Here is a 26,578-nt window from a genome sequence, read left to right as displayed (position 1 = left end):
GTGGGGGAGCGGGAGCTGTCGGAACGCGGCGCGGAGACGCGCACGCTGATCCTCGACACCGCGCTCGCGGCCTTCGCCGAGTCCGGCTTCCGCGGCACCTCGGTGCGCGACATCGCGACGCGGTGCGGGCTCACGCACCCGGCGCTGATCTACCACTTCCCCACCAAGGCGGACCTGCTCATGGCGGTCCTCACGCGACGCGACGACTCCGAGGGCACCGCCGCCGGCTACGACGAGCTCCGCGGCCGTGCGCTGCTCGACCACCTGGTGGAGACCGCGCGGCGCAACGCCGCCCGCCGCGGGGTGGTCGAGCTCTACGCCACCCTGTCGGGAGAGGCCACCGCCACCGACCACCCCGCGCACGCCTACTTCGTGCGCCGCTACGCGTCGCTGCGCCGCGACGTCACCCGCGCCTACCGCGAGGCCGCGGAGGCGGGAGAGCTGGACCCGCGCATCGTCCCGTCCCTCGCCGCCGCCCAGCTGGTCGCCCTCATGGACGGGCTCCAGGTGCAGTGGCTCCTCGACCCGTCCGTCGACATGGCCGAGACCCTCGAGGCCCACCTCGCCGCGCAATTTGCATGACTTCTCATCAAATCGGGACCGAGGTCCCTGAGATCTGCTCCCTGTCGCCCATACCGTTCTGAGCAGGCGCTATCCCCGGCGCAAGGGCCCACAAGGTCCGCGACAAAGGAGAATGACAATGGCAGTCAACTCGCAGGTCGCACCCGCGACCGCCACCCGCAGCAAGCTCGGCTGGAGCATGCTGAGCGTCACGCGCATCGCGCTGGGCTTCTACTTCCTCTGGGCGTTCCTCGACAAGCTGCTCGGGCTCGGTCTCCAGACCTGCCGCAGCGTCCTCGAGGACGGCACCGTCTCCATCGAGCGCTTCTGCGACAGCGCATGGATCAACGGCGGCCACGTCACCGAGGGCTACCTGGTCTACGGCGGCAACGCCTCGAGCCCGTTCCACGACTTCTTCGTGAACCTCGGTTCGCAGCGCTGGACCGACGTGATCTTCATGCTCGGCCTGCTGGGCGTGGGCCTCGCCCTCATGCTGGGCATCGGCACCAAGGTGGGCGCCTGGTCCGCCGCCGCCATGCTGCTCTTCATGTACATGACGCAGATGTGGCCCACCACCAACCCCATCCTGGACGAGCACCTCATCTACGCGTTCGCCGCGATCGGCATCGTGTACGTCGAGCTCTCGCACCAGTCGTTCGGTCTGGGCAAGTGGTGGAGGAGCCTCGAGCTCGTCAAGAAGAACGCCTGGCTGGTCTAGCCGGCAGTTCTCACGGGGCCCCGCGCGATGCGCGGGGCCCCGTTCTCGTGTCCGGGCGACACGGCAGTTTTGGTCCGCTTCCAGCGGTGATGGGCGATCCGGCGTAGCGTGGGGGACGCGGACACCGGCGTCCGTGGGGGCACAAGCCTCGGAACGCACGCATCGCATCCCATGGAGGCAATGATGAGCAGCACCGACACGACCACCACGAGCAAGACCAGTCGCAGCGGTTTCGGCTGGGTCATGCTGAGCGTGACACGCCTCGCGCTCGGCTTCTACTTCCTGTGGGCCTTCCTCGACAAGTTCCTGGGGCTCGGATACTCCACCTGTCGCACCACCGCGGAGGACGGCTCCTTCACCATCGAGAACATGTGCGACAGCGCATGGATCAAGGGCGGCGCCATCACCGAGGGCTACCTGGTCTACGGCGGCAACGTCAACAGCCCGTTCCACGACTTCTTCGTGGACCTGGGCGGGCAGCGCTGGACGGACTGGCCGTTCATGCTCGGCCTGCTGGGCGTGGGCCTCGCGCTGATGCTGGGCATCGGCACCAAGGTGGGCGCGTGGGCCGCGGCCGCGATGCTGCTCATGATGTACATGACGCAGATGTGGCCCTCCACCAACCCGTTCCTCGACGAGCACCTCATCTACGCGCTCGCCGCGCTCGGCATCGTGTACGTCGAGCTCGAGCACCAGTCGATCGGGCTCGGGCGCTGGTGGCGCGGGCTGGTCGGCGAGAAGAGCTGGCTGGTCTGACCAGCCGCACGTGCGACTCCCAATGACGGATGTGACACGAGTCTTCTCGCGTGAAGGATGGGACAGGCCCATCCTTCACGCCGGATGACTTCAGTCACATCCGTCATTGGCTTTCGACGGTTGTTCGCCCTGCGCAGGGCTCAGGCGCGCGCGGAGCGACGCTCGTCGCGCAGCTCGCGTGCGACCACCATGGTCACCTGGGGGATGAGGTCGCGGCTGCGCTTGAGCGCCCACGGCACCCCGTTGACCGCGAGCCACGCCGCGACCGCGACGGGGCTGGGAGGCGGGGGCGGCGCCGCGATGGCGCACCGGCGCGGCCAGCGCTCACCGAGCACGTCGACGGCGGCGTCCGCCAGCGCGCGGTGCCCCAGCGGCGACGGGTGGATCCGGTCGATGTGCCAGGCGCGCCGGCCGAGCGAGCTCAGCAGCGTCGCCCCGTCGATCACCGTGACGTCGGTGCCGGCGACGGCCCGCGCGATCGCGGCGTTCGCCTCGCCGATCCGCCGCGCCATCGCCTCCGCGACCCGTCGCGGCGCGAGGTCGAACAGCCCGATCCGGTCGAGCGACACCGTGACGATCGCGCGCCCGGGGCGGGCGAGCTGAGAGACGGCAGAGCCCAGCGCCGCCTCCACCTCGGCGGGGGAGAAGTCGCCGCGCAGGACGTCGTTGCCGCCCACGGTGAGCAGCACCGCGTCCGGTCGAGCGGCGACCGCGACGCCCACCTGGCGCTGCAGCATCTCGCGCGCCCGCACGCCGTTGGCGGCGAGGTTGAGGAACGACGAGGCTCCGAGCCCCGCCGCCGCGTGGGCGGCCCAGCCCACCTGCCCCCACGAGCGCTGCACGCCGTCGCCGACCCCGAGCGTGATCGAGTCGCCGAGCGCGACCACGCGGGGCCCGGTCACCGCACGCCCGTCAGGCTGCGCGCGTGGACCGCCCTCATGCCGGCCACCGACGCGGACCAGGGGAACAGCACCGCCCTCGCTCGGGCCTCGAGCCGCCGTGAACGTCCGTCACGGGCCAGCACCGTTTCGATCGCGTCGGCGAAGGCGCCCGGATCGCCCGCCGCCGCGATCCCGGCGTCGCCCACCACCTCCGGCAGCGCGGAGGCGGCGTTCGCCACCACGGGCGTGCCGCACGCGAGCGCCTCGAGCGCGGCGAGCCCGAACGTCTCGATGGGGCCCGGCGCGATCGCGACGTCGGCGGACGCGAGCAGGGAGGCGAACGCGTCGCGGTCGGAGACGAACCCGAGCAGCTCGACCGGCAGCCCGGCGGCGGCGCGCCGCAACGGCCGCGCCAGGGGTCCCGAGCCGGCGATCACCAGCCGCACGAGGCGTCCGCGGGCCGCGAGCTCCCGCGCCGCGCCGATCGCGAGGTCGGGGCGCTTCTCTCGCGACAGCCGCGAGGCCATCACCACCAGCGGGACGTCGTCGGGGGCGTGGCGGCGACGGGTCGCGGCGCTCGCGTGGCGGGGGTGGTACCGGTCGAGGTCCACGCCCAGGGGCACGGTCTCGACCGTCGCGCCCGCGGCGGCGAGCTCCGCGCCGGCGTACGCGGTGGTCGCGACGATGGTGTCGAAGCGGCGGGCGATCCATGCGGCGTGGGCGCGGGCCAGCCCGTCGATGCGGCCGTGAGCGACCGCGGGGAGCGCGGAGGCGAGCACGCCGTCGACCCGCTCGTGCGCGATGAACGCCGCCGCGATCCCGCGCTCGCGCGCCCACGGACCCAGGCTCGCGAGCGTGGTGCGGTCGGACACCTCGATGACGTCGGGGGCGAACCGCTCGAGCGCGTCGGTGACCGCGGCGAGCCGCGTGATCACCCGGTAGCCGCCCGATCCCACCAGGAGCGGGCTGTGCAGCGTCATCACCCGCCCGTGACGGGTGCGGAGCTCGCCGTCGGCGTCGCCGGGCACCACCAGCAGGACCTCGTCTCCGTGCTCGACGTAGCCGCGCCCCAGCGCGTGCAGGGCGGTCCGCAGGCCGCCCGAGCGCGGCCCGTAGAAGTTCGCGACCTGGGCGATCCTCATGAGGCCACCGCCCGTGCGGCGATCGCGCGTTCGTAGTGGTCCACCAGGGCCCCGCACACGTGCGGCCAGGTGCGGCCCTCGACGGAGACGCGCGCGTGCGCGCCCTGGAGCCACCGCATGTCCTCGTGCGCGACCAGCGCCGCGACGGCGTCCTCGAGGTGGTCGAGCCGGCCCGGCTCGTACAGGAAGCCGTTGGAGCCGTGGTCGATGAGGTCGATGGGCCCGCCACGCCGCGGCGCCACCACGGGCACCCCGGAGGCGAGCGCCTCCTGGATCGACTGGCCGAAGGTCTCAAGCTCGCCCGGGTGGACCATCACGTCGAGGCTCGCGACGGCGCGCGCGAGCTCGCCGCCGCCCAGGAAGCCCGCGAACTCCGCGTCGGGCATCAGCCGCCGCAGCCGCGGCCCCTCGGGCCCCTCGCCGATCACCACGAGCCGCAGGCCCGGGATCCGCGCCAGCCTCTCGAGGTCGCCCACCCTCTTCTCCGGCGCCAGCCGGCCCACGTACCCGACCACCACCTCGCCGCGCGGCGCCCACCTGGCCCGCAGCGCATCGTCCCGATGCGCGGGGTTGAAGCGCACGGTGTCCACCCCGCGCGGCCACAGCCGGAGCCGGTCGACGCCGAGGCACTCGAGCTGGCTCATGGCCGCGGTCGAGGGGGCGAGCGTGAGGTCCGCGGCGCGGTGGATGTTGCGCACGCGCGCCCACAGGAGCGGCTCGCCCCACGGCGCGCGGTACGAGGCGGCGTAGGACGGTACGTCCGTCTGATAGATCGCGACCGTGGGCAGGCCCAGGTCCGCCGCGGCGCGCACCGCCGCCCAGCCGAGCATGAACGGCGACGCGAGGTGGACCACGTCGGGCCGCACCTCCTCGAGGATCCGCGCGACGCCGCGCACCGTCGACAGCGCGACGCGCACGTCCCTGTAGCCGGGCCAGCCGACGGCGGGCACGTGGATGACGGGGGCGCCCGCGACCGAGTCGGGGGCACCGGGCGCCTCGGGGGCGATGACGACGGCCTCGTCGCCGCGGGCGGCGAGGTGATCGAGCACCCGCAGCAGCGAGTGCGTGACGCCGTTCGTGTGCGGCAGGAACGACTCTGCGACCAGCGCGACCTTCACTCTCCCGAGTCTGGGAGCCGCGGGCGACGGGCCGGTGTCCGCGCGCTTGATGGCGCGTGACGGTCGCGTGACTTTCCGGTGAACCCGGCGTGCGACCATGGGCCCATGCCCCGCACGCTCACCCGGTCCCTTGCCGCCCTAGCGGCTCTCGCCGCCGTCGCGCTCGCCGCGACGCCCGCCGCGGCCCACACCGCGTTGGTGTCCTCGGACCCCGAGGAGGGCGCGACCGTGACGGAGCTGCGCGAGGTGTCGCTGGAGTTCACGGAGCAGCTGCTCGACATCGGCAACGAGCTCGCGATCGTGGCCGCCGACGGCACGCGCACGGAGCTCGAGATCGAGGAGCCGGTCACCGAGACGGTGACCGCGGCGGTGCCGGACGATGCGCTGGTCCCGGGGGACACGACGCTCGTCTTCCGCGTGGTGTCGGCGGACGGGCACCCCATCGAGGGGACGGTCGCCTTCACCTACGCGCCCGCCGAGCAGAGCCCGAGCGCGAGCCCGAGCGCGAGCGCGTCCGCGTCGGCGTCCGCCTCGCCCAGCGCCTCCGCCGTGGAGCTCCCGACCGCCTCGCCCACCCCGCACGTCACCGTGTACGAGGAGACCGGGCCCAACCCCGCCGTGTACGTGATCATCGGCGCGGTCGCCGCCGCCGCGCTCGCGCTCACGGTCGCGCTGCGCATGCGCCGCCGCGAGGACTGACCCGCGCTCGCTACCGTGTGTCGCAGGGGAGACGGCCGCGCGATCGCGCGCGGGGGGAGGGATCGATGACCGAGGCGCAGCTCACCGCGACCGCGCAGGACTACGTGAAGATCGTGTGGGGCGCGACCGAATGGTCCGACGCCCCCATCACCACCAAGCGCCTAGCCGAGCGCCTGGGCGTCTCCGCGCCCACCGTCTCCGAGAACGTCCGCAAGCTCGTGGCCGCCGGGCTGCTCGACCACCGTCCCTACGGCGCGATCACGCTCACCGCGGAGGGCGAGCGGCGCGCCCTCGACATGGTGCGCCGCCACCGGCTCATCGAGACGTTCCTGGTCACCCACCTGGGTTACGGGTGGGACGAGGTCCACGACGAGGCCGAGGTCCTCGAGCACGCCTGCTCGCCGCGCATGATCGACGCGATCGACGCCCTCCTGGACCACCCGACCCGGGACCCGCACGGCGACCCGATCCCCACGGCCGCCGGGCGCATCGTCACCCTCGACGGCACCAACCTCGCCGAGGCCGCGGCGGGACGCTGGACGGTTGCGCGGCTGTCGGACTCCGACCCGGCGGTGCTGCGGGACCTCGCGGCCCTAGGATTGACCGTGGACGCCTCGATCCGGGTGCTAGGCCCCGATCCGTCCGGCGGTATCCGCGTGGAGACCGATGAGGCGGCCGACATCGTCGTCCCGCCCGCCACCGCGTCCGCGGTGTGGCTCGTCACGCAAGGCCCCTGATGACCGCTCTGCCTCCGACCTCCGAAGCCGGAACCCCGCGCTGGCTGCTGCCGCGCACCGCCCACGCCCCGCATCCCGCGCTGGTGCTCGCAGGCTTCGTGGTCGCGGGCTTCGGGATCAGCCTGTCGCAAGGCGGCGCCTCCGGCGTGATCCAGGACCAGGTGAGCGACCTGGGCGCCTCGGTGGACATGATCGGCTGGACCATCGTCGCGTACGCGCTCGGCGTGGTGATCGGGGCGCCGCTCATCATGGTGGGCCTCGCGGCGTGGAACCGGCGCCGGCTGCTGCTGACGATGTCCGCGGTGTTCGTGGCGACGTCCGCGCTCACCGCGCTCGCCCCCACGGTCGAGACGCTGTTCGCGGCGCGCCTGCTCGCAGGCCTTCCCCACGGCGCGCTGCTCGGCAGCGCCGCGTACGTGGGCGTGCTCGCGCTCGGAGCCGAGCGCCGCGGCCAGGTCATCGCGACCATCATGTACGGGCTGACCGCGGCGATCGTCGTGGGCGTGCCCTTCATGCAGTGGATCTCCATCCAGGCGGACTGGCGGGTCGCGTACTGGGTGGTCGCCGCGGTGGGGCTCGCGGGCTTCGCTCTCATGTGGGCGTTCGTGCCCTCGGTGCCCGGCACGCGCGGCGCGGGCTTCCGCACGGAGCTCGCGGCGCTGCGGGGCAGGGTGCTGTGGACCGCGATCCTCACGGTCACGGTCGGCTTCGCGGGGCTGGGCGCCGTGCAGTCGTACATGGTGCCGCTGCTCGAGGACACCAACGGCTTCGCACCCACCACCGTCACCGTGGTCCTCGCGCTGTTCGGCCTCGGCATGACGGCCGGTGCGTACGTGGGCGGGCGCCTCACCGACCGCTCGGTGCTGCTCACCTCGCGCGTGGGCATCATCGGGGTGGCCGCGACGCTGCTGCTCCTGGGCCTGGTGGGCGGGATGGGCTGGCCCGTGGTGGTCGCGCTGGTGCTGCTCGGCGTGTTCATCCAGACCTTCTCGCAGGCCGCGCAGGCGCACCTCATGGACGCGACGCACACGTCGCCGTCGCTCGGCGCGGCGCTGTCGCATTCGGCGCTCAACGCCGCGACGGTGGTGGGCACGGGGCTCGGGGCCATCGTGATCGGCGCCGGGCTCGGGTACGTCGCGCCCGCGTGGGTGGCGCTGGGACTCGCGCTGGTCGCGATCGTGCTCGTGTTCCTGGGGCCGGGCTACCGCCGGTGATCGGTCCCAGGCTCCGACGACTACCCTTGACCGCATGAATCTTCGCCTCGGCACCCGTGGATCCGCGCTCGCGACGGCGCAAGCGGGGCAGTTCGCGGACGCCGTGGTCGCCGCGGCGGCGGAGGCGGGCGTCGAGGCCGCCGTGGAGCTCGTCAAGGTCACCACCAAGGGCGACGTCGACCGCGGCTCGCTGGTGGGGCTGTCGCAGACCGGCGTGTTTGTCACGGCGCTGCGCGAGGCGCTGCTCGCGGACGAGTGCGACTTCATCGTCCACTCCCTCAAGGACGTCCCCACGCAGCCGTACCCGGGCCTCGACGTGGTCGCGATCCCCGAGCGCGAGGACCCGCGCGACGTGCTGTGCACCGATGGTCGCGTCCTCGAAGACCTGCCCGCCGGCGCGCGCATCGGCACCGGCTCGCCGCGTCGCGGCTCGCAGCTGCTCGCGATGCGGCCCGACCTCGACGTCCGGCCGCTGCGCGGCAACGTGGACACGCGGCTGGGCCACATAGGCCAGGATCTCGACGGCGTGCTGCTCGCGGCGGCGGGGCTCAACCGCCTGGGCCGCTCCGAGGACGCGACGCAGCCGCTCGACGTCGCCGCCATGCTGCCCGCCCCCGGCCAGGGCGCCCTCGCGATCGAGATCCGCGAGGATGCGCCTGCGGAGCTGCGCGACCTGTTGGCCCGCCTCGACCATCCCGAGACCCGGGCGTGCGTCACCGCCGAGCGCGAGGCGCTGCGCGTGCTCGACGCGGGCTGCGCCGCTCCGGTGGCCGCGCACGCGACGGTGGCCCGCGGCCGCCTCACCCTGCACACGCGCGTGATCTCGACCGACGGCACGCTCGCCCTCAACGAGCGCAACTCCGGCGTCATCGCGGAGGCCGCCGCGATCGGCCGCTCGAGCGGCTTCTCCCTCCTGGGCCGGGGCGCGGAGCGCCTCATGGGCCGCGCATGAGCCTCGCGGGCCGTCGCCTGCTGGTGCCCGTGACCGCGGAGCGCACCGCCTTCGCCGAGCAGCTGGTCGCGGAGGGCGCGGACATCACCGCCGTCGCGTTCATCGCGATCGCGCCGCCCGTGGACCCGGCCGCGCTCGAGTCCGCCACGCTCGCGTGGCTCGACGGCGCCTACGGCTGGATGGCCGTCACCAGCCGCAACGCGGTGCTCGCGATGGACCGCATCGCCCGCGCTCATGGCCGCACGCTCGCCGAGCCGCAGCCCGCCGCGCGCGTCGCGACGGTGGGCGAGGCGACGCGCGCGGTGTGCGCCGAGGTGGGCCTCGCGGTGGACCTGGTGCCGGAGTCGCGCGCGGACGCGCGCGGGATCGTCGCGGACTTCCCCGACGGCGCCGGCCGCGTGCTCGCGCCGCTCGGCAACCTCGCCTCGCCGGTGCTCGCCCGCGGGCTCGAGCGCAAGGGCTGGCGGGTCGACGGCGTCGAGGCGTACAGGACGGTCGACGGACCGGGGATGGACGATGCGACGGTCGCCGCGGTCGCGGACGGTCGCCTGGACGCGGTGCTGCTGACGTCCGGCTCGGTCGCCGAGCGCTTCGCCGCCGCCTGCCCGACGGTCGCCCCCGGCACGCGCATCGTCGCCATCGGCCGCACCACGGAGGCGGGCGCCCGTGCCGCGGGCCTCGCCGTGGACGCCGTCGCCACCACGCCGACCTACGCTGGGATCCGGGCCGCGCTCGACGCGGCGCTCGACACCCCCGTCCAGGGAGACCCCTCATGACCTCGTACCGTCCGCGCCGCCTGCGCGCCACGCCCGCGATGCGCCGCCTGGTGCGCGAGGTGCGCCCGCACGCCTCCGAGCTGGTGCTGCCCGTGTTCATCCACGAGGACCTCACCGCGGAGCGCCCCATCTCCTCGCTGCCGGGCGTCTCGCAGCACCCGCTGAGCGCGGTGCCGGCGCTGGTCGAGGCCGCCGTCGAGGCGGGGATCGGCGGGCTCATGCTGTTCGCGATCCCGTCGGTGCGCGACGCCGTCGGCTCCGGCGCGGTCGACCCCGAGGGCATCCTCAACCGCGCCATCGCGGCGGCTGCCGAGGCGGCGGGCGACCGCCTGGTGATCATGGCGGACCTCTGCCTCGACGAGTTCACCGACCACGGCCACTGCGGTGTGCTGTCCTCCGACGGCCGCGTCGACAACGACGCGACCCTCGAGGTCTACGCCGCGATGGGCCTCGCGCAGGCCCGCGCGGGCGCCCACGTGCTGGGGCTCAGCGGGATGATGGACCACCAGGTCGCCGCGGTGCGCGAGGCGCTCGAGGCGGAGGGCCTCACCGACGTCGCGATCCTCGCGTACGCCGCCAAGTACGCGTCCGCCTTCTACGGGCCGTTCCGCGAGGCCGTCGACAGCCAGCTCCAGGGCGACCGCCGCACCTACCAGATCGACCCCGCGAACGGCCGCCAGGGCCTGCACGAGGCCGAGCTCGACGAGCTCGAGGGCGCGGACATGGTCATGGTGAAGCCCGCGCTGCCGTACCTCGACGTGGTCGCCGAGGTCGCCGCGCAGTCGCGCGTGCCCGTCGCGGCCTATCACGTGTCGGGCGAGTACGCCCAGATCGAGGCGGCCGCCGCGAACGGCTGGCTGGACCGCCGCGCCTCGCACCTCGAGGCCCTCACGTCGATGCGCCGGGCCGGCGCCGACATCGTCGTCACCTACGCGGCGCTCGAGCTCGCCGCCTGGCTCAAGGAGATCTAAGTGTCCTCGTACTCGGAGCGCGCCCGCGCGATCCTGCCCGGCGGCGTCAACTCGCCCGTGCGCGCGTGGAACGGCGTCGGGGGAGAGCCCGTGCCGATCGCCTCGGCCGCCGGCTCCCGGATCGTCGACGCCGACGGCCGCGAGATGATCGACCTGGTCGCCTCCTGGGGTCCCGCGATCCTGGGGCACGCGAAGCCCGAGGTGGTCGCCGCCGTCCAGGCCGCCGCCGCGAAGGGCCTGAGCTTCGGCGCCACCACCGAGGCGGAGGTCGAGCTCGCGGAGATCATCCGCGACCGCTACGCGCCCGCCGAGCGCGTGCGCCTGGTCTCCACCGGCACCGAGGCGACCATGACCGCGATCCGCCTCGCGCGTGCCGCCACGGGCCGCGACGTGATCGTCAAGTTCGCCGGCTGCTACCACGGCCACTCGGACGCGCTGCTGGTCGCGGCGGGCTCCGGCCTCGCGACCGCGGGCGTGCCCGACTCGGCCGGCGTCACCGAGGGCGCCGCGCGCGACACCCTGGTGCTGCCCTATGGCGACGAGGCCGCGCTCACCGACGCGTTCGCGGAGCGCGGCGCGGAGATCGCCGGCGTGATCGTCGAGGCGGCCCCCGCCAACATGGGCGTGATCCGCCCGCCGGAGGGCTTCAACCGCCTGATCTCGAGCCTGTGTCGCAACGAGGGCGCCGTGATGATCCTCGACGAGGTCCTCACGGGCTTCCGCGCCGGCCCCGCCGGCTACTGGGGCGTCGAGCGCGACCACGACCTCGCTGCGGGCCTCGACCCGTGGACCCCCGACCTCGTGACCTTCGGCAAGGTCATCGGAGGCGGCCTGCCCGTCGCCGCGCTGGGCGGCCGTCGCGACCTCATGGAGCGGCTCGCGCCGCTCGGCCCGGTCTACCAGGCGGGCACGCTGTCGGGGAACCCCGTCGCGGTCGCCGCGGGCCTCGCCACCATGCGCCTGCTCACCGAGGACGCGCACGCGCGCGTCGCCGCCACCGCCCAGTCCCTGGTGGACGGGGTCTCGGGCGCGCTCGCCGCGCACGGCATCACGCACGCGGTGGGCCGCGCCGGCACGCTGTTCTCGTTCTTCCTGGGATTGGACGAGGCTCCGGTCACCTTCGAGGACGTGTCGCGCCAGGACACCGCGGCCTTCGCCCGCCTGTTCCACGCGGTCCGCCGCGAGGGCGTCGCCCTGCCGCCGAGTGCCTACGAGGCGTGGTTCGTGTCCGCCGCGCACTCCGTGAACGACGTCCGGCACATCGTGTCGACGGTCGACCACTGGGCCTCCACCGAGACCCGCTGACACGTCGGTGCGGCGGCGACCGCCGCATCGTCCCTGGTAGACAACCTTCCTCACCGCGGCGTGGGGGAGGGGTGAGCGTCCTCACAACGGCACCCGGTGCCGGGTGAGGAAGAGTTCTCGCACGTTTCACACGCGGTGACCACGGGCGAAACCTGCGCTCCCTACTGTCGGGCTTGTCCGAAGCCTCCGGGGACCCCGCCCCGGGCGGACGTCAGTCCCCAGGGAGGGGCCATGACCGTTTCCGACAAGACCGCCGTCGAGGCAGTCGAGCCTGGCATCATCGGCAAGGGCCGATGGATCGAGCGCTGGGAGCCCGAGAACGAGCTGTTCTGGGAGGCGCGCGGCAAGTCCATCGCGTTCCGCAACCTGGTCTTCTCGATCATCGCCGAGCACATCGGGTTCTCCGTGTGGCTGCTGTGGTCGATCGTGGTGGTCCGCATGTACGGCACGTTCGACGAGTCCGGCGCCCTGGTCGCCGCCGGCGCGAACGGCTGGGCGCTCACCGCGAGCCAGGGCTTCACGCTCCTCGCGGTCGCGTCCGGTGTGGGCGCCTTCCTGCGCGTCCCCTACACCTTCGCGGTGCCGATCTTCGGCGGCCGCAACTGGACCGTCATCTCCGCGCTGCTGCTGCTGATCCCGACGCTCGGGCTCGCGTGGGCGGTGCAGGACCCCAGCACCCCGTTCGGCGTGCTCGTCGCCATCGCCGCGACCGCCGGCTTCGGAGGCGGCAACTTCGCGTCCTCGATGTCGAACATCACGTTCTTCTACCCGGACAAGGAGAAGGGCTGGGCGCTCGGCCTCAATGCGGCGGGCGGCAACATCGGCGTCGCGGTCGCGCAGAAGCTGGTGCCCATCGTGATCGGCATCGGGGCGCTCGGGCTGTCCGCCGCGGGCCTCGTCTACGTGCCGCTCGCGGTGGCCGCCGCGATCCTCGCCTTCCTGTTCATGGACAACCTGCGCGAGGCGAAGGCGGACCCGAAGCCCACCGCCGACTCGCTGCGCCACGGCCACACGTGGCTCATGGCGTTCCTCTACATCGGCACGTTCGGATCCTTCATCGGCTACTCGGCGGCGTTCCCCACGCTCCTCACGGTGGTGTTCGAGAGGGCCGACATCGCGCTCACCTGGGGCTTCCTGGGTGCGCTGATCGGCTCGCTGTCCCGCCCGTACGGCGGCAAGCTCGCGGACCGCATCGGCGGCGCGGTCATCACCATCGGCGCGTTCGTGGTGATGGCGATCGCGGGCGTCACCGCGGTGGTGGGCGTGCAGCAGGAGTCGCTCGGGCTGTTCTTCGTGAGCTTCATGGTGCTGTTCGCCGCCACCGGGATCGGCAACGGCTCGACGTACCGCATGATCCCGTCGATCTTCGGCCGCATCCAGAAGGCCAAGGGCGAGGACACCGACGAGAGCCGGCTCGACTTCAAGCGTCAGGCCGCCGGCGCGGTGGGCATCATCTCCGCTGTCGGCGCCTTCGGCGGCTTCGCGATCCCGTTCATCTACAAGATCGCGAAGGAGCAGACGGGCACCATCGTCCCCGCCCTCCAGATCTACGTGGTGGTGTTCCTCGCGATGGCCGTCATCACGTGGGTGTTCTACCTGCGCAAGGGCGCCCAGATGCGGAACGTCTGACATGACCGCCGCCGTCCCCACCCACTGCCCCTACTGCGCGCTGCAGTGCGCGCAGAGCCTCACCCCGGCCGCCGGACGCATCCCGGTGACGGTCGAGGGGCGCGAGTTCCCCACCAACCGCGGGGGGCTGTGCCAGAAGGGCTGGACCTCCCCGGAGGTGCTTCGCGCCGCCGACCGTCTCACGGTGCCGCTGCTGCGCACCGCGGACGGCGGCTTCCGCGAGGCGGGGTGGGACGAGGCGCTCGACCTGGTGGCATCCCGGGTCGCGGGATTGCAGGCCGAGTCCGGGGACGATGCGGTGGCCGTGTTCGGCGGCGGCGGCCTCACCAACGAGAAGGCGTACGCCCTGGGCAAGTTCGCCAGGCTCGCGCTCCACACCCGGCTCATCGACTACAACGGCCGGTTCTGCATGTCGTCGGCCGCGGCGGCGTCGAACCGCTCGCTCGGCATGGACCGCGGCCTCGCGTTCCCGCTCTCGGACCTCGGCGGCGCGGACGCGGTGCTGATCCTCGGCTCCAACATGGGCGTCACCATGCCGCCGTTCGTGCAGCACCTGGCAGGGGTGCGGTCGCGTGGCGGGCTGGTGGTGGTGGACCCCCGCGAGACCGTCACCGCGAAGCTCGCCAGGGACGGCGCGGGGGTCCACCTCGCGCCCGTGCCCGGCTCCGACATGGTGGTGCTGCTCGCGCTGCTCCACATCATGCTCGCCGAGGGCCTGCACGACGCGGCCTACCTCGACTCCCGGGTGGAGGGCCTCGACGAGGTCCGTCGCTCGGTCGCCCAGTGGTGGCCCGAGCGCGCAGAGTCCGTCACCGGGATCCCCGCGGACACGCTCCGCGAGGTCGCACGCCTCCTGGCCGCCGCATCCCCCTCGCGCGGCGGCCGGGGGGCGTACATCCTGACGGGACGCGGCATCGAGCAGATGGCGCAGGGCACCGACTGCGTGAGCGCCGCGATCAACCTCGCGCTCGCGCTCGGGCTGATCGGGCGCGTGGGCTCGGGCTTCGGCCCCGTCACCGGCCAAGGCAACGGTCAGGGCGGCCGCGAGCACGGCCAGAAGTCGGACCAGCTGCCGGGCTACCGGATGATCACGGACCCCGCGGCACGCGCGCACGTGGCGGGCGTGTGGGGCGTCGACCCCGACGCGATCCCCGGCCCGGGCGTCCCCGCGGTGCAGCTGCTCCGGTCGCTCGGCACCGAGGGAGGGCCCCGCGCGCTGCTGGTCCACGGCTCGAACGTGGTGGTGAGCGCCCCGAACGCCACGCGCGTCGAGGAGCGCCTGCGCGCGCTCGACCTGCTGGTGGTGTGCGACATCGTCCCCTCGGAGACGGCCCTGCTCGCGGACGTGATCCTCCCCGTCACCCAGTGGGCGGAGGAGGAGGGCACCATGACCAACCTCGAGGGGCGGATCCTGCGCCGCCGGGCCGCCGTCGAGGCCCCCGGCGAGGCCCGCTCCGAGCTGTGGATCCTGCGCGAGCTCGCGGCCCGCCTTGGCTGCTCCGCACTGTTCAGCGAGGACCCCGAGGTGATGTTCGACGAGCTCGCCCGCGCGTCCGCCGGCGGCAAGGCCGACTACAGCGGCGTCACGTACGCCCGCCTCGACGCGGGCGAGGAGCTGTTCTGGCCGGTCCCCGCGGCGGCCCCTGGCGAGGCGCCGCACCCCGGCACCCCCCGCCCCTTCCTCGAGGGCTTCCCCACCCCGAGCGGGCGCGCCCGCATGATCGCCGTCGCGCACCGCGGCCCGGCCGACGACGTCCGGCCCGGCGCGACCACCTACCTCGTGACCGGACGGGTGCTGCAGCACTACCAGTCCGGTGCGCAGACCCGCCGCGTCGAGGAGCTCGCGCAGGCGCAGCCCGAGGCTTTCGTGGAGATGCACCCGCTGCTCGCGGAGCGGCTGGGCCTCGCGGCCGGCGATGTCGCGCTCCTCACCAGCGCCCGCGGCGAGGCGATGGCGCCGGTCCGCCTCACCGCGGACATCCGCCCCGACACGGTCTTCATGCCGTTCCACTGGGCGGGCGCGGGCAGCGCGAACCGCCTCACCAACGACGCCACCGACCCGACGTCGTCGATGCCCGAGTTCAAGGTCACCGCGGTCGAGATCCGCGCCGCCCGGCTCGACGAGGCCGCGATGGAAGGAGCACTGCGATGAGGATCGTCGTGATCGGCCACGGCATGGTGGGCTCGCGCTTCGCGCAGGACGCCGCCGCCCGCGTCCCGGGCGCGCACGTCACCGTGCTGGGCCGCGAGGACACCGCGCCGTACAACCGCGTGCTCCTGTCGAGCGTGGTCGCGGGCAAGCAGGACGCGGACGGCATCGCGCTGCTCGCCCCCGACACCGACGCCGTCGACGTCCGCCAGGGCGTCTCCGCCGTGGAGATCGACCGTTCGCGCCGGCTCGTGACGGCCTCGGACGGTGCGGTCCACCGGTACGACCGCCTGGTGCTGGCCACCGGCTCCGCCGCGCGCATCCCGCAGATCCAGCACGTCGCCGACCCCGACGGCCTGGTGCCCGGCGTGAGCGTCCTCAAGGACCTCGCCGACGCGCGCGGCATCCTCGCGGCCCTGCCCAAGGCGCGCCGCGCGGTGGTGCTGGGCGCGGGCGTCCTGGGCCTCGAGGTCGCGACCGGCCTCGCGGCGCGCGGCCTCGCGGTCACGCTGGTCCACCACGCCGACCGCCTCATGGAGCGCCAGCTCGGATCCTCGGCGTCGCAGGTCGCGGTCGACTCGCTCGGGCGTTTGGGCATGACCGTGGTGACCCAGTCCTCCGTGGTCCGGGTGATCGAGCGCCGCGGCCGCGTCGCCGCCGTCGAGCTCGCCAACGGCGCCGAGATCCTCACCGACCTCCTCGTGATGTGCGCCGGCACCATCCCCGAGACCGCCCTCGCGCGCCGCGCGGGCCTCCCGTGCGAGCGCGGCATCGTGGTGGGGGAGGACCTCGCGTCCCCCGCGGACCCCGCGGTCTTCGCGATCGGCGACTGCGCCCAGCCGCCCGAGGGCGGCACCGGGCTGGTCGCGCAGGGCTGGGACCAGGCGCGACGCCTCGTGGACGCGTGGGCGGGCGCGGGTGCCGCGACGCGGGACGATGCGGCGGTCGCCGACCGTACCAACGTGGTCCGGGTCAAGGCGTCCGGCCTCGAGGTGGTCACCATGGGCCTGTCGGGCAAGTTCGAGCACGGCGACCGCCTGCTGCGCGCCGTGCGGATCTCGGACCCCGCCGTGGGCCGGTTCGTCGAGGTCGTGGTGCACGAGGGCCGCCTGGTGGGCGCGACCGTGGTGGGCGACAAGGTCACCGCGACGGAGCTGCAGGCCCTCTACACGCGTGGGCTGCCGGTCCCGACGGACCCGGCCCATCTCATCGTCCAGCCCATCGCGGGCGCGGCGCCGGCCGTCCGGTCGGCCAAGGACATGGCGGACGAGGACACGGTCTGCCAGTGCAACACCGTGTCCAAGGGCCGCATCGCGGGCGCCATCGCGGACGGCTGCGCCTCCGTGGAGGACGTCTCGCGCGCCACCCGGGCGTGCACGGGATGCGGCGACTGCAGGTCGTTGGTGAAGGAGATGCTCGCGACCGCCGCGAGCGACAGCAAGGTTCCCGCGCTCGCGGGCACAGGGGAGGCATGATGACCACCGAGCACATCGTCGTCGTGGGCGGCGGGATGGTCGCCCACCGGTTCACCGAGGCGCTGCGCGCCCGCGACACCGAGGGGCGCTACAGCGTCGAGGTCCTCGCGGAGGAGCCGCGCGCGCCCTACGACCGCGTCGCCCTCACCAGCTACTTCCAGCTCAAGAGCCCCGAGGAGCTCCAGCTGGGCGACCCGGCCCTGTGGCACGACCCGCTGGTCACCCTGCACCGCGACACGCGGGCGACGGGAGTGGACCGCGACCGGCGCATCGTCACCGTGGACGGCGGCCGGGAGGTCGCCTACGACCACCTGGTCCTCGCGACCGGGTCCTACGCGTGGGCGCCGCCCACGCCGGGCGCGGACCTGCCCGGCGTGTTCATGTACCGCACGGTCGACGACGTCGCGGCGCTGCGCGGCTGGGTCGAGGAGCGGCGTGCGGCGCTCGGCCGTCCCGTGCGCGGCGCCGTCATCGGAGGCGGCCTGCTGGGCCTCGAGGCGGCCGGCGCCCTCCAGTCGCTGGGCGCCATCAGCACGGTCATCCAGTTCGCGGACCGCCTCATGAACCTCCAGGTCGACGAGGGCGGCGGCGAGGCGCTCAAGCGCCTGATCGAGGCCCTCGGGGTGACGGTGCGGTGCAGCACCGCGACGCAGGAGATCCGCGCGGGCAAGGACGGTCACGTGGGCAGCCTGCTGTTCGCGGACGGCGGCGAGCAGCTGGTCGACGTGGTGGTGTTCGCCACCGGCGTCCGCCCGCGCGACGAGCTGGGCGCGAAGGCCGGACTCGAGATCGGCGCCCGCGGCGGCGTGGTGGTCGACGACGCGTGCCTCACCGCGGACCCGGCGGTCAGCGCGATCGGCGAGGTCGCCTGCATCCAGGGCGCGTGCCTGGGCCTCATCGCGCCGGGCAACACCATGGCGGAGATCGCGGTGGACCGGCTGCTGGGAGGGTCCTCGACGTTCCCCGGCGCGGACATGGCCACCAAGCTCAAGCTGCTCGGCGTGGACGTCGCGTCCTTCGGAGACGCGTTCGCCACCACGCCGGGCGCGCTCGAGATGGTCTACGCGGACCCGGTCAACGGCGTCTACAAGAAGCTGGTGCTCACCGACGACGCGACCACGCTGCTCGGCGGCGTCCTGGTCGGGGACGCGAGCGCCTACGCGTCGCTGCGCCCCATGGTGGGCGCCGCGCTGCCGGGCGACCCGGCCGCGTGGATCCTGCCCGAGGGCTCGGTGGAGAAGGGCGAGATCGAGCTGCCCGACTCGGCCGGCGTGTGCTCGTGCAACAACGTCTCCGCCGGCGCGATCCGCGACGCCGTCAACCACGAGGGCTGCCACGACCTGGGCGCGGTCAAGGCGTGCACCAAGGCCGGCACGTCCTGCGGGTCCTGCCTGCCGCTGGTGAAGAAGATCATGGGCACGGAGCTGGAGAAGTCCGGCATCGAGGTGTCGAACGCGCTGTGCGAGCACTTCGAGCTCTCCCGCGCTCAGCTGTTCAACGCGATCAAGGTCGCCGAGGTCACCACGTTCAGCGAGGTCATCGAGCGCTTCGGCACCGGACGCGGCTGCGACATCTGCAAGCCCACCGTCGGGTCGATCCTCGCGAGCTTGTACAACGCGCACGTCCTCGGCGGGGACCGCGCGGCCCTGCAGGACACCAACGACCGCGTCATGGCGAACATGCAGAAGGACGGCACCTACTCGGTGGTGCCGCGCGTGCCGGGCGGCGAGATCCTGCCCGAGCACCTCATCCTCATCGGCCAGATCGCGCAGGACTACGGCCTCTACACCAAGATCACGGGCGGCCAGCGGATCGACCTGTTCGGCGCCCGCCTCGAGCAGCTGCCGTCGATCTGGAAGCGGCTCGTGGACGCCGGCATGGAGTCCGGTCACGCGTACGGCAAGTCGCTGCGCACCGTGAAGTCCTGCGTCGGATCCACGTGGTGCCGCTACGGCGTCCAGGACTCGGTGGGCATGGCGATCGCGCTTGAGCTGCGCTACCGCGGCCTGCGCAGCCCCCACAAGCTCAAGCTGGGCGTCTCGGGCTGCGCGCGCGAGTGCGCGGAGGCACGCGGCAAGGACGTGGGCGTCATCGCCACGGACAAGGGCTGGAACGTGTACGTGGGCGGCAACGGCGGCTTCACGCCGGTCCATGCGCAGCTGCTGGTCGAGGACGTCCCCGACGACGAGGTGTTCCGTGTCATCGACCGCTACCTCATGTACTACATCCGCACCGCGGACCGCCTGCAGCGCACCGCACCGTGGCAGCAGGAGCACGAGGGCGGGCTCGACCGCATCCGCGAGATCGTGGTCGAGGACTCGCTGGGCCTGGGCGAGGAGCTCGACGCCCACATGGCCCGCCACATCGACTCCTACGAGGACGAGTGGAAGGCCGTGCTCAACGACCCCGAGCGCCTGAAGCAGTTCACCAGCTTCGTCAACGCGCCCGACCAGGCGGACCCCACCCTCGCCTACGTGGAGCAGCGCGGCCAGCGCCGCCCCGCCACACCCGAGGAGCGCGCCGGAGGCGCGGTCCTCATCGCCCCCTCGACCCTGGAGGTCCGGTCATGACCGCCGTCCCCGCCACCGCATCGTCCACCGCCACCGTGGTGTGCGACTACGACCGCCTCACCCCGGAGCTCGGCGTCGCCGCGCTGGTGGGCGGCGAGCAGGTCGCGATCTTCCGGCTCGCGGACGGCAGCGTCCACGCGGTGCAGAACCTCGATCCGTTCTCGGGCGCCTCGGTGATGTCGCGCGGCATCACGGGCTCGCGCGGCGACGTCCCGACCATCGCGTCGCCCATCTACAAGCAGGTGTTCTCGCTGCTCGACGGGACGTGCCTGGTGACCATGGACAAGTCGCCGAAGGCCGGCCACGCGCCGGACTTGGTCGTGTACCCCGTCACCCTCGACAATGGCCAGGTGATCATCGACCTGGCAGGCAGCGAGTGACGGCGCTCTTCGGAATCGACCTCAAGGGACGGCGCGTGCTCGTCGCCGGCGCGGGCAACGTCGCGTCGCGGAGGGTGAAGCGGTTCCTCGCGGAGGGCGCGCGGGTGGCCGTGGTGGCGCCGGAGGCGTCCGACGACATCGTGCGGCTCGCGCAGCACGGCGACCTCACGTGGGAGGCGCGGGCGGTGTCGCCCGCCGACCTCGACGACGCATGGTTCGTCCTGGCGGCCACGTCCGACCCCGCGGTGAACGATGCGGTGGCCGGGTGGGCGGAGGAGCGTCGGGTGTTCTGCATCGACGCGTCGGACGCGTCGCGCGGGACCGCACGGCAGGCGGCCGTCTCGCGGCACGGCGAGCTCGCGGTGGGCGTGGTCTCCACGGACCGCCCGGACCCCAAGCGCATCCGCGCGGTGCGCGACGCGATCGCGGCGCACCTCGACGCGGGCGGCGCGGACCTGCGCCGCCGACGCGCGGGCGCGGGCCGCGTGATCCTCGTCGGTGCCGGACCGGGCGACCCGGGCCTCATCACGGTGCGGGGGCGGCAGGCGCTCGCGGAGGCGGACGTGGTGGTGACGGACCGCCTGGGCACCACCGAGCTGCTGGTGACGGTGCCCTACGACGTCGAGGTCATCAACGTGGGCAAGTCGCCCGACCGCCACCCGGTGCCGCAGGACGAGATCAACCGGATCCTCGTGTCGCACGCGCTGGAGGGTCGGACGGTGGTGCGCCTCAAGGGCGGCGACCCGTTCGTGCTCGGCCGCGGCGGCGAGGAGGTGCACGCGTGCCTCGAGGCCGGCGTGTCGGTCGAGGTGGTGCCGGGCGTGACGTCGGCGCTGTCGGTACCGGCGCGCGCGGGCATCCCGGTGACCCAGCGAGGGCTGTCGACCGCGGTGCTGGTGACGTCGGGCCACGCGGGCGCGGACGCGACCTCCGTGGCGGCCATGGCGCACGGCACCACCGTGGTGGTGCTCATGGGCGTGGCGGCGCTGCCGGACATCGTCGCGGCGGGTCTGGCGGGCGGCGCGTCGCCGGACACCCCGGTCGCGATCGTCGAGTCGGGGACCACCGCCGACGAGCGTGTGACGCACGGCACCCTCGCGGACATCGTTCTTATCGCGGGAGAAACAGGGGTGAAACCTCCCGCCGTTATCGTCATCGGAAACGTGGCGAGGCGGGAGCTGCTGGCCTCGCAGGTCGCGGCAACGCCGCGTCGAGAGTGACAGGGAGGTCCGCGTGTCGGTGGTCGGAGAACCGCTGTCGGGTTGCGTGATGGTCATCACCGCGGACCGCAGGAAGCGCGAGCTGGCATCCGCCTTGGAGCGCCGCGGCGCGATCGTCAAGCACGCGCCCGCGCTCAGCACCATCCCGCACCTCGACGACGCGCGCCTCATCGAGGACACGCGGGCGCTCATCGCGGCGCCGCCGGACATCGTGGTCGCGACCACGGGCATCGGCTTCCGCGGCTGGATCGAGGCGGCCGACGCCGCCGGGCTCGCCGAGGACCTCCTGGACGCGTTGCGGGGCGCGCGGTTCATCGCCCGCGGACCCAAGGCGCGCGGCGCCATCCAGCAGGCGGGTCTGGAGGCCGACTGGGTGGCCGAGTCGGAGACCGCGGCGGAGCTGCGCGACTACCTGCTCGCGGAGGGTGTGGACGGGCTGCGCGTCGCTGTCCAGCATCACGGCAACGGCTCGGACGGGCTCGACGAGGCGTTCACCGCCGCGGGCGCGACCGTCCAGAGCCTGCTGGTGTACGGCTGGGGCGCGCCGCTGGCGCCCGAGATGCACGAGGAATGGATCGACCAGGCCGCGTGCGGTGGGGCGGACGCGGTGCTGTTCACGTCCGCGCCGGCCGCGGAGTCCTGGCTGGCCACGGCCCGCTCACGGGAGGTGCTGGACGCCATCAGGGCGCTCGCCGCGCGCGGTGACCTGGTGATCGCGGCCGTCGGCCCTGTCACCGCGGCGCCGCTCGAGGCCGCCGGGTTGACCGTGCAGCACCCGGACCGCTGGCGCCTCGGGGCGCTGGTGCGGCTGCTGGTGCAGGACTTCACCGAGTCGGCGGTGGGCATCCCCACGCCCGACGGGCCGCTGGTGATGCGGGCCACCACCGCCGTGCTGGGCGGGCGGGTGCTGCCGCTCACGCCCACCGGCCTCGAGGTCCTGCGGGCGCTCGCGCACGCGAAGGGGAACGTCCTCACCCGCGAGCAGCTCGCGGAGGTGCTGCCGGGCGCGCAGGCGGGCCCGCACGCGGTGGAGGCGGCGATCAACAGGCTGAGGGAGAACTCGGGGGCACCCATGCTGGTACGTACGGTGGTGAAGCGCGGTTACGCGCTCGCGGTGAGCGCGGCATGACCGCCCTGATCGCATGCGCGCACGGCACGCGCGACGAGGACGGGCAGGCGACCATCCTGCGGGTGGTCGAGGACGTCCGGGCGGCGCTCGCCGGGACCGAGGTGCGTGACGCGTACGTCGACGTCCACGGCCCCTACTGCAAGGAGGTGGTCGCCGAGGTCGCGCCCACCGCCGGCACCTCCGCCGTGGTGGTGCCGCTGCTGCTCGCGGGCGGCTATCACGTCTATCACGACATCGCCGAGGCGGTGAAGCGGCGTTCGGACGTGACGGCGGCGAAGGCGCTCGGCCCGGACCCGCGGCTCATCGACATCGTGATGGACCGCATCCGCGAGGCCCACATCCCGCCCACGACCACGCTCATCCTCGCCGCGGCCGGATCCTCCGACCCGCGCAGCGAGGCGGACACCCTCGCGGCCGCGGAGATGCTCCGCGCGCGGTGGGACGGCCCGGTCCGTGTCGGCTACGCGGCGGGCATCCACCCCACCGTCGCCGACGCGGTCGCGGACGCCCGCAACAACGGCGAGGACGGCGAGGTGGCGGTCGCATCCTTCCTGCTCGCGCCGGGGTTCTTCCAGAAGCGCCTCGCCGAGGCGGGGGCCGACTACGTGACCGCCCCGCTCGCCCCGCACCCGCGTCTCGTGGAGATCGTGCTCGACCGGTACCGTGACGCGGGTGGAAGCTGACGCCTACGTCCGCCAGCGCGCGTTGCCCGGTTTCGGGGCCGCGGGCCAGGCGGCTCTTGGTGCGGCGCGGGTCGCGATCGTCGGGGTCGGCGGGCTGGGATGCCCGGCCGCGCTCTACCTCGCGGCGGCGGGCGTCGGCTCGCTCACGCTGATCGACTCGGACCGCGTCTCCGTCACGAACCTCCACCGCCAGGTGCTGTTCGGGCCGCCCGACGTGGGCGTCGCGAAGGTGACCGCCGCCGCCCGGGCGCTCGGCGCGCTCGCCCCCTCGACCCGGGTCTCGCCGGTGGATTCCCGGCTGACCGACGCCACCGCATCGTCCCTGCTGTCCGGTCACGACCTGATCCTGGACTGCACCGACACGTGGCCCTCGCGGCTCACGGTGGACGATGCGGCGGTCGCCTTGGGCGTCCCGCTCGTGTGGGGTGCGGTGCAGGGCTGGTTCGGGCAGGTGACGGTGTTCGCGGGCGGCGCCCGGCTGCGCGACGTGTTCCCGCAGGAGCCGGCGCCGGACTTCGGGGTGTGCGACGCGGGCGGCGTGCTGGGTCCGCTGTGCGGGCAGGTGGGTGCGGCGATGGCCTCCCAGGCGGTGGTGCTGCTCACGGGCGCGGGCCCGGGGCTCGCGGGGACGCTGCAGGTGCTCGACGCGCGCGACGGGGCGTGGCGGTCGCTGCCCCTCGCGGGCGGTGTGCGTGCGTAGCGCGGCCGAGCACCTCGCGCAGGTGCTCGCGTCGGTGACGCCGCCGTCGCCGCGGCTGGTGGGCCTCGCGGATGCGCTGGACGCGGTGCTCGCCGTCGACGTGGTCGCGGCGGGGGACCTGCCGCCCTTCGACAACTCGGCGATGGACGGCTACGGGCTGCGAGCGTCCGATGTCGACGCCGCCTCGGACGAGGCGCCGGTGCGGCTGTCGGTGGCGGGGGAGTCGGCGGCGGGCCACCCGTTCTCGGACGCGGTCGGTTCCGGCCAGGCGGTGCGGATCATGACGGGCGCGCCGGTGCCGTCGGGGGTCGATGCGGTGGTGCCGCAGGAGCGGGTGTCGGTGGTCGACGGCGGTGTGGTGGTCTCGGCGCCGGCGGCGCTCGGGGCGCACATCCGGCGGCGCGGCGAGGACGCGGCCGCCGGTGCGGTGGTGGTCGCGGCGGGCGTGCGGCTGCGGCCGCGTCACCTGGCGGCGATCGCGGCGGCCGGGGTCGGCTCGGTGGTGGTGATGCCGGCGCCGCGGGTCGCGTTCCTCGCGACCGGCGACGAGCTCGCGGCGCCGGGCGCGTCCTTGGGGCCGGGGCAGATCTGGGAGTCGAACGCGGTCTACCTCGCGGGCGCGCTGCGTGCGTTGGGGGCGTCGCCGGTCGATCTGGGGACGGTGGGGGACTCTCCTGCGGCGGTGCTGTCGGCGGTGACGGACGCCGCGCGTGCTGGCGCGGATCTGGTGGTCACCACGGGCGGCGCGAGCGTGGGGGACCACGACCCGGTCAAGGCGGGGCTCGCTCCCGCGGGCGTGTCCTTCCTCACCGTGGCGATCCAGCCGGGCAAGCCCCAGGGCCTCGGGCGCGTCGGTGGGGTGCCGGTGATCTGCCTGCCGGGCAACCCGGTGGCGGTCGCGGTGTGCACGGAGGTGTTCGTCGCGCCGGCGGTGCGGGCGATGCGGGGCGTCGCGGAGCCGCCCTGGGAGCCGATGCGCGCGCTGGAGGCCTGGCGCTGCCCGCCCGGGCGGGAGCAGGTGATGCCGGTGGTGATCTCGGCGGAGGGGGTGCGTCCGGCCACGTCGGGCGGCTCGGGTTCCCACCTCGCGGCGCGGCTCGCGGCGGCAGACGGGCTCGCCCGGGTCCGAGCGGACGTCGACGCGGTCGCGGCGGGCGATATCGTCGCGGTCAGGAGGTTCACCGCATGAGCGAGTCCCAGCAGGCTTTCACCCACCTCGATTCCCGCGGCCAGGTCCGCATGGTCGACGTCACGCACAAGCAGCCGACGGTCCGGTCCGCGACCGCCGCCGGGTTCGTCGCGTGCGCGCCGCACGTGGTCGCGGCTCTGCGCGACGGCACGGTCCCCAAGGGCGACGCGCTCGCCCTGGCCCGGATCGCGGGCATCGCGGCGGCCAAGCGGACGCCCGAGCTGCTGCCGCTCGCGCACGTCATCGGGGTGCACGGCGCGGTGGTCGAGGTCGAGATCGAGGACGAGGGCGTCTCCATCACCGCCACCGTCTCCACCGCCGACCGTACGGGCGTCGAGATGGAGGCCTTCACGGCGGTGTCGGTGGCGGCGCTGAACGTGGTCGACATGGTCAAGGCGCTCGACAAGGGCACCACCATCCGCGACATCCGGCTGATCGCCAAGGAGGGCGGCAAGTCGGGATCCTGGCACCGCGAGTGACGGACTGGTGACGGACTCCGCGGTGTCGCTCCCGTTCGACGCGATGATCATCGCGGGCGGGCGTGGGACGCGCCTGGGCGGCGTGTCGAAGCCCGACCTGGTGGTCGGCGGGCGGCCGCTGTTGGACCTCGCGCTCGAGGCGGTCGCCGGTGCGGCGTGCGTGGCGGTGGTGGGTGGTCCGAGGCGTGATGAGGCGCGGTGGACCGTTGAGGAGCCGGCGGGCGCGGGACCGGCGGCGGCGCTGGCGGCGGGGCTGGCGGAGCTGGCGCGGGACCGCGATCGCGGACCGAGCCCGGTGACTGTGGTCCTGGGCGTGGACACGCCGCTCGCGGGCGAGGCGGTGCCGGTGTTGGTGGCGGCGGCCTCCGCCGCGCATGGCGCGTGGGTGGTGGACGGGGAGGGTTTCCCCCAGTTCCTGCTCGCGGCGTACCCCACCGCGTCGTTGGCGTCCCGGTGTTCGGCGGACCTGGCGGGCGCCTCCCTGCGTAGGCTGGTCGGAGACCTGCCGATGACGGCGGTGCCGGACGTGCGCGGGCTGTCGCGCGACCTCGACACCCCCGACGACCAGCGCTACTGGAAGGAGCGGATGGGATGACCGCAACCATGGAGGACTGGGTGGCCGCGCTCGCGAAGGAGCTCGACCTCGACCTGGGCGAGGTGGACGTGCAGGCTCTGCTCGACGTCGCGCGCGACGCCGCGCACTCGGTGGTGAGGCCGGCGGCGCCGCTCACCACGTTCCTTGTCGGCTATGCCGCGGGGCGCCGGGCGGCCGCGGGCGACGACATCGCGCCCGAGTGCGCGAAGGCATCCGCCCTCGCCACTAGCTGGGCGCCCGAGTGATCACGGTGCGGCTCTTCGCTGCGGCCGCCGAGGCCGCGGGAGCGCCGGAGCTCACCCTGGACGCGGGCGCCGTCTCGGGGTCGGTGGCGGGCCTGCGCGAGGCGCTCGCGGCTCGGGGTGCCGAGGCTCCGCGGGTGATCCCCCAGTGCGCGATCCTCCGGTCGGGGGAGAGGCTCGAGGACTCGGCGTCCTTGGCCGCCGGCGACCTCGTGGACGTGCTGCCGCCGTTCGCTGGGGGATAGGCGCTCTCACGTAGCGGGGGCGGAGTGGCGGGCGTCGAGCCCTGGTCCCTGTCGCACCCGGTA

The 26,578-nt window shown here is 74.0% G+C and carries 27 protein-coding genes; 24 read left to right on the top strand and 3 right to left on the bottom strand.

The window, feature by feature from the left end; all coding sequences use genetic code 11:
- The 3 genes from AOM05_RS08550 (at position 1) to AOM05_RS08540 (ending at position 2,035) form a co-directional block, all read left to right on the top strand.
- A complete protein-coding gene (locus AOM05_RS08550; RefSeq protein WP_169746733.1) occupies positions 1-582 on the top strand; it encodes a TetR family transcriptional regulator in 582 nt (193 codons plus the stop codon).
- A 118-nt stretch (positions 583-700) separates the two neighbouring features.
- Complete coding sequence (locus AOM05_RS08545) at positions 701-1,279, top strand: hypothetical protein (RefSeq protein ID WP_062521258.1); 579 nt, start codon at positions 701-703, stop codon at positions 1,277-1,279.
- A 183-nt stretch (positions 1,280-1,462) separates the two neighbouring features.
- Entirely contained in the window at positions 1,463-2,035 is a 573-nt protein-coding gene (locus tag AOM05_RS08540) for a hypothetical protein (protein WP_062521256.1), read from the top strand.
- Between the two features lie 140 nt (positions 2,036-2,175).
- Here the strand turns inward: AOM05_RS08540 and AOM05_RS08535 are convergent, their stop codons facing one another.
- Genes AOM05_RS08535 through AOM05_RS08525 form a run of 3 tightly spaced genes read right to left on the bottom strand, consistent with a single transcriptional unit; the run spans position 2,176 to position 5,176 of the window.
- Positions 2,176-2,937, bottom strand: a complete 762-nt coding sequence (locus tag AOM05_RS08535; protein WP_062521254.1) for an SGNH/GDSL hydrolase family protein — start codon at positions 2,935-2,937, stop codon at positions 2,176-2,178.
- Positions 2,934-4,058, bottom strand: coding sequence for a glycosyltransferase (locus tag AOM05_RS08530; RefSeq protein ID WP_062521252.1), 1,125 nt, complete (start codon positions 4,056-4,058; stop codon positions 2,934-2,936). The genes AOM05_RS08535 and AOM05_RS08530 overlap by 4 nt, the downstream gene beginning before the upstream one ends.
- The gene (locus AOM05_RS08525) at positions 4,055-5,176 is read right to left on the bottom strand and encodes a glycosyltransferase family 4 protein (protein WP_062521250.1); all 1,122 of its coding nucleotides are present in this window, start codon (positions 5,174-5,176) and stop codon (positions 4,055-4,057) included. Before AOM05_RS08525 ends, AOM05_RS08530 begins: the two co-directional genes overlap by 4 nt.
- A 105-nt stretch (positions 5,177-5,281) precedes the next feature.
- On the opposite strand from AOM05_RS08525, the gene AOM05_RS08520 reads away from it, so the two are divergent.
- The 21 genes from AOM05_RS08520 to AOM05_RS08420 all read left to right on the top strand — a co-directional run bounded on the left by AOM05_RS08520 (position 5,282) and on the right by AOM05_RS08420 (position 26,515).
- On the top strand, positions 5,282-5,875 hold the full coding sequence (locus AOM05_RS08520; RefSeq protein WP_062521248.1) for a copper resistance CopC family protein: 594 nt from the start codon (positions 5,282-5,284) through the stop codon (positions 5,873-5,875).
- Positions 5,876-5,940: 65 nt separating this feature from the next.
- Positions 5,941-6,612: a metal-dependent transcriptional regulator gene (locus AOM05_RS08515; RefSeq protein ID WP_062521246.1), complete on the top strand. Its 672-nt coding sequence runs from the start codon at positions 5,941-5,943 to the stop codon at positions 6,610-6,612.
- Complete coding sequence (locus tag AOM05_RS08510; RefSeq protein ID WP_062521244.1) at positions 6,612-7,826, top strand: MFS transporter; 1,215 nt, start codon at positions 6,612-6,614, stop codon at positions 7,824-7,826. The genes AOM05_RS08515 and AOM05_RS08510 overlap by 1 nt, the downstream gene beginning before the upstream one ends.
- 34 nt (positions 7,827-7,860) lie before the next feature.
- The gene (gene hemC / locus AOM05_RS08505; protein WP_062521242.1) at positions 7,861-8,778 is read left to right on the top strand and encodes a hydroxymethylbilane synthase; all 918 of its coding nucleotides are present in this window, start codon (positions 7,861-7,863) and stop codon (positions 8,776-8,778) included.
- The gene (locus AOM05_RS08500) at positions 8,775-9,554 is read left to right on the top strand and encodes a uroporphyrinogen-III synthase (protein WP_062521240.1); all 780 of its coding nucleotides are present in this window, start codon (positions 8,775-8,777) and stop codon (positions 9,552-9,554) included. The genes hemC and AOM05_RS08500 overlap by 4 nt, the downstream gene beginning before the upstream one ends.
- The gene (gene hemB / locus AOM05_RS08495; RefSeq protein WP_062521239.1) at positions 9,551-10,525 is read left to right on the top strand and encodes a porphobilinogen synthase; all 975 of its coding nucleotides are present in this window, start codon (positions 9,551-9,553) and stop codon (positions 10,523-10,525) included. Before AOM05_RS08500 ends, hemB begins: the two co-directional genes overlap by 4 nt.
- Positions 10,526-11,830 carry a glutamate-1-semialdehyde 2,1-aminomutase gene (hemL, locus tag AOM05_RS08490; RefSeq protein ID WP_062521237.1) on the top strand — a complete coding sequence of 435 codons (1,305 nt, stop codon included), beginning with the start codon at positions 10,526-10,528 and terminating at the stop codon, positions 11,828-11,830.
- 231 nt (positions 11,831-12,061) lie between these two features.
- Positions 12,062-13,459 carry an MFS transporter gene (locus AOM05_RS08485; RefSeq protein ID WP_062521235.1) on the top strand — a complete coding sequence of 466 codons (1,398 nt, stop codon included), beginning with the start codon at positions 12,062-12,064 and terminating at the stop codon, positions 13,457-13,459.
- Between the two features lies 1 nt (position 13,460).
- On the top strand, positions 13,461-15,611 hold the full coding sequence (locus tag AOM05_RS08480; protein WP_062521233.1) for a molybdopterin oxidoreductase family protein: 2,151 nt from the start codon (positions 13,461-13,463) through the stop codon (positions 15,609-15,611).
- The gene (locus tag AOM05_RS08475) at positions 15,608-17,083 is read left to right on the top strand and encodes an FAD-dependent oxidoreductase (RefSeq protein WP_062521231.1); all 1,476 of its coding nucleotides are present in this window, start codon (positions 15,608-15,610) and stop codon (positions 17,081-17,083) included. Before AOM05_RS08480 ends, AOM05_RS08475 begins: the two co-directional genes overlap by 4 nt.
- Positions 17,083-19,653: a nitrite reductase large subunit NirB gene (gene nirB / locus AOM05_RS08470; RefSeq protein ID WP_062521229.1), complete on the top strand. Its 2,571-nt coding sequence runs from the start codon at positions 17,083-17,085 to the stop codon at positions 19,651-19,653. The genes AOM05_RS08475 and nirB overlap by 1 nt, the downstream gene beginning before the upstream one ends.
- Positions 19,650-20,033 carry a nitrite reductase small subunit NirD gene (gene nirD, locus AOM05_RS08465; RefSeq protein WP_062521227.1) on the top strand — a complete coding sequence of 128 codons (384 nt, stop codon included), beginning with the start codon at positions 19,650-19,652 and terminating at the stop codon, positions 20,031-20,033. Before nirB ends, nirD begins: the two co-directional genes overlap by 4 nt.
- Positions 20,030-21,253: a uroporphyrinogen-III C-methyltransferase gene (gene cobA, locus AOM05_RS08460; protein ID WP_062521225.1), complete on the top strand. Its 1,224-nt coding sequence runs from the start codon at positions 20,030-20,032 to the stop codon at positions 21,251-21,253. Before nirD ends, cobA begins: the two co-directional genes overlap by 4 nt.
- Positions 21,254-21,266: 13 nt before the next feature.
- Positions 21,267-22,382 carry a uroporphyrinogen-III synthase gene (locus AOM05_RS08455; RefSeq protein WP_369401118.1) on the top strand — a complete coding sequence of 372 codons (1,116 nt, stop codon included), beginning with the start codon at positions 21,267-21,269 and terminating at the stop codon, positions 22,380-22,382.
- Entirely contained in the window at positions 22,379-23,065 is a 687-nt protein-coding gene (locus AOM05_RS08450; protein WP_062521223.1) for a sirohydrochlorin chelatase, read from the top strand. The genes AOM05_RS08455 and AOM05_RS08450 overlap by 4 nt, the downstream gene beginning before the upstream one ends.
- Positions 23,055-23,765 carry a HesA/MoeB/ThiF family protein gene (locus AOM05_RS08445; protein WP_062521221.1) on the top strand — a complete coding sequence of 237 codons (711 nt, stop codon included), beginning with the start codon at positions 23,055-23,057 and terminating at the stop codon, positions 23,763-23,765. Before AOM05_RS08450 ends, AOM05_RS08445 begins: the two co-directional genes overlap by 11 nt.
- A complete protein-coding gene (locus tag AOM05_RS08440; protein ID WP_082097407.1) occupies positions 23,758-24,954 on the top strand; it encodes a molybdopterin molybdotransferase MoeA in 1,197 nt (398 codons plus the stop codon). The genes AOM05_RS08445 and AOM05_RS08440 overlap by 8 nt, the downstream gene beginning before the upstream one ends.
- Positions 24,951-25,433 carry a cyclic pyranopterin monophosphate synthase MoaC gene (gene moaC, locus AOM05_RS08435; protein ID WP_062521217.1) on the top strand — a complete coding sequence of 161 codons (483 nt, stop codon included), beginning with the start codon at positions 24,951-24,953 and terminating at the stop codon, positions 25,431-25,433. The genes AOM05_RS08440 and moaC overlap by 4 nt, the downstream gene beginning before the upstream one ends.
- Positions 25,434-25,440: 7 nt before the next feature.
- Positions 25,441-26,028: a molybdenum cofactor guanylyltransferase gene (gene mobA, locus AOM05_RS08430; RefSeq protein WP_062521215.1), complete on the top strand. Its 588-nt coding sequence runs from the start codon at positions 25,441-25,443 to the stop codon at positions 26,026-26,028.
- Complete coding sequence (locus AOM05_RS08425; RefSeq protein ID WP_082097376.1) at positions 26,025-26,273, top strand: DUF6457 domain-containing protein; 249 nt, start codon at positions 26,025-26,027, stop codon at positions 26,271-26,273. Before mobA ends, AOM05_RS08425 begins: the two co-directional genes overlap by 4 nt.
- Entirely contained in the window at positions 26,270-26,515 is a 246-nt protein-coding gene (locus AOM05_RS08420) for a MoaD/ThiS family protein (RefSeq protein WP_062521212.1), read from the top strand. Before AOM05_RS08425 ends, AOM05_RS08420 begins: the two co-directional genes overlap by 4 nt.
- Positions 26,516-26,578 lie beyond the last annotated feature (63 nt).

It is taken from the genome of Demequina silvatica, from assembly GCF_000971215.1.
In the GTDB taxonomy this organism is placed as follows: Bacteria; Actinomycetota; Actinomycetes; order Actinomycetales; family Demequinaceae; genus Demequina; species Demequina silvatica.
This window is presented reverse-complemented; position numbering and strand designations above follow the sequence as displayed.

What these genes read in the sequence shown, in the direction of transcription:
- nirD (WP_062521227.1), top strand. Translation starts at nt 19,650, where the DNA reads ATGACCGCCGTCCCCGCCACCGCATCGTCCACCGCCACCGTGGTGTGC.
- AOM05_RS08545 (WP_062521258.1), top strand. Translation starts at nt 701, where the DNA reads ATGGCAGTCAACTCGCAGGTCGCACCCGCGACCGCCACCCGCAGCAAG.
- hemC (WP_062521242.1), top strand. Translation starts at nt 7,861, where the DNA reads ATGAATCTTCGCCTCGGCACCCGTGGATCCGCGCTCGCGACGGCGCAA.
- AOM05_RS08530 (WP_062521252.1), bottom strand. Translation starts at nt 4,058, where the DNA reads ATGAGGATCGCCCAGGTCGCGAACTTCTACGGGCCGCGCTCGGGCGGC.
- AOM05_RS08515 (WP_062521246.1), top strand. Translation starts at nt 5,941, where the DNA reads ATGACCGAGGCGCAGCTCACCGCGACCGCGCAGGACTACGTGAAGATC.
- AOM05_RS08510 (WP_062521244.1), top strand. Translation starts at nt 6,612, where the DNA reads ATGACCGCTCTGCCTCCGACCTCCGAAGCCGGAACCCCGCGCTGGCTG.
- AOM05_RS08500 (WP_062521240.1), top strand. Translation starts at nt 8,775, where the DNA reads ATGAGCCTCGCGGGCCGTCGCCTGCTGGTGCCCGTGACCGCGGAGCGC.
- AOM05_RS08480 (WP_062521233.1), top strand. Translation starts at nt 13,461, where the DNA reads ATGACCGCCGCCGTCCCCACCCACTGCCCCTACTGCGCGCTGCAGTGC.
- AOM05_RS08485 (WP_062521235.1), top strand. Translation starts at nt 12,062, where the DNA reads ATGACCGTTTCCGACAAGACCGCCGTCGAGGCAGTCGAGCCTGGCATC.
- hemB (WP_062521239.1), top strand. Translation starts at nt 9,551, where the DNA reads ATGACCTCGTACCGTCCGCGCCGCCTGCGCGCCACGCCCGCGATGCGC.
- AOM05_RS08450 (WP_062521223.1), top strand. Translation starts at nt 22,379, where the DNA reads ATGACCGCCCTGATCGCATGCGCGCACGGCACGCGCGACGAGGACGGG.
- AOM05_RS08540 (WP_062521256.1), top strand. Translation starts at nt 1,463, where the DNA reads ATGAGCAGCACCGACACGACCACCACGAGCAAGACCAGTCGCAGCGGT.
- nirB (WP_062521229.1), top strand. Translation starts at nt 17,083, where the DNA reads ATGACCACCGAGCACATCGTCGTCGTGGGCGGCGGGATGGTCGCCCAC.
- AOM05_RS08475 (WP_062521231.1), top strand. Translation starts at nt 15,608, where the DNA reads ATGAGGATCGTCGTGATCGGCCACGGCATGGTGGGCTCGCGCTTCGCG.
- moaC (WP_062521217.1), top strand. Translation starts at nt 24,951, where the DNA reads ATGAGCGAGTCCCAGCAGGCTTTCACCCACCTCGATTCCCGCGGCCAG.
- AOM05_RS08425 (WP_082097376.1), top strand. Translation starts at nt 26,025, where the DNA reads ATGACCGCAACCATGGAGGACTGGGTGGCCGCGCTCGCGAAGGAGCTC.
- AOM05_RS08520 (WP_062521248.1), top strand. Translation starts at nt 5,282, where the DNA reads ATGCCCCGCACGCTCACCCGGTCCCTTGCCGCCCTAGCGGCTCTCGCC.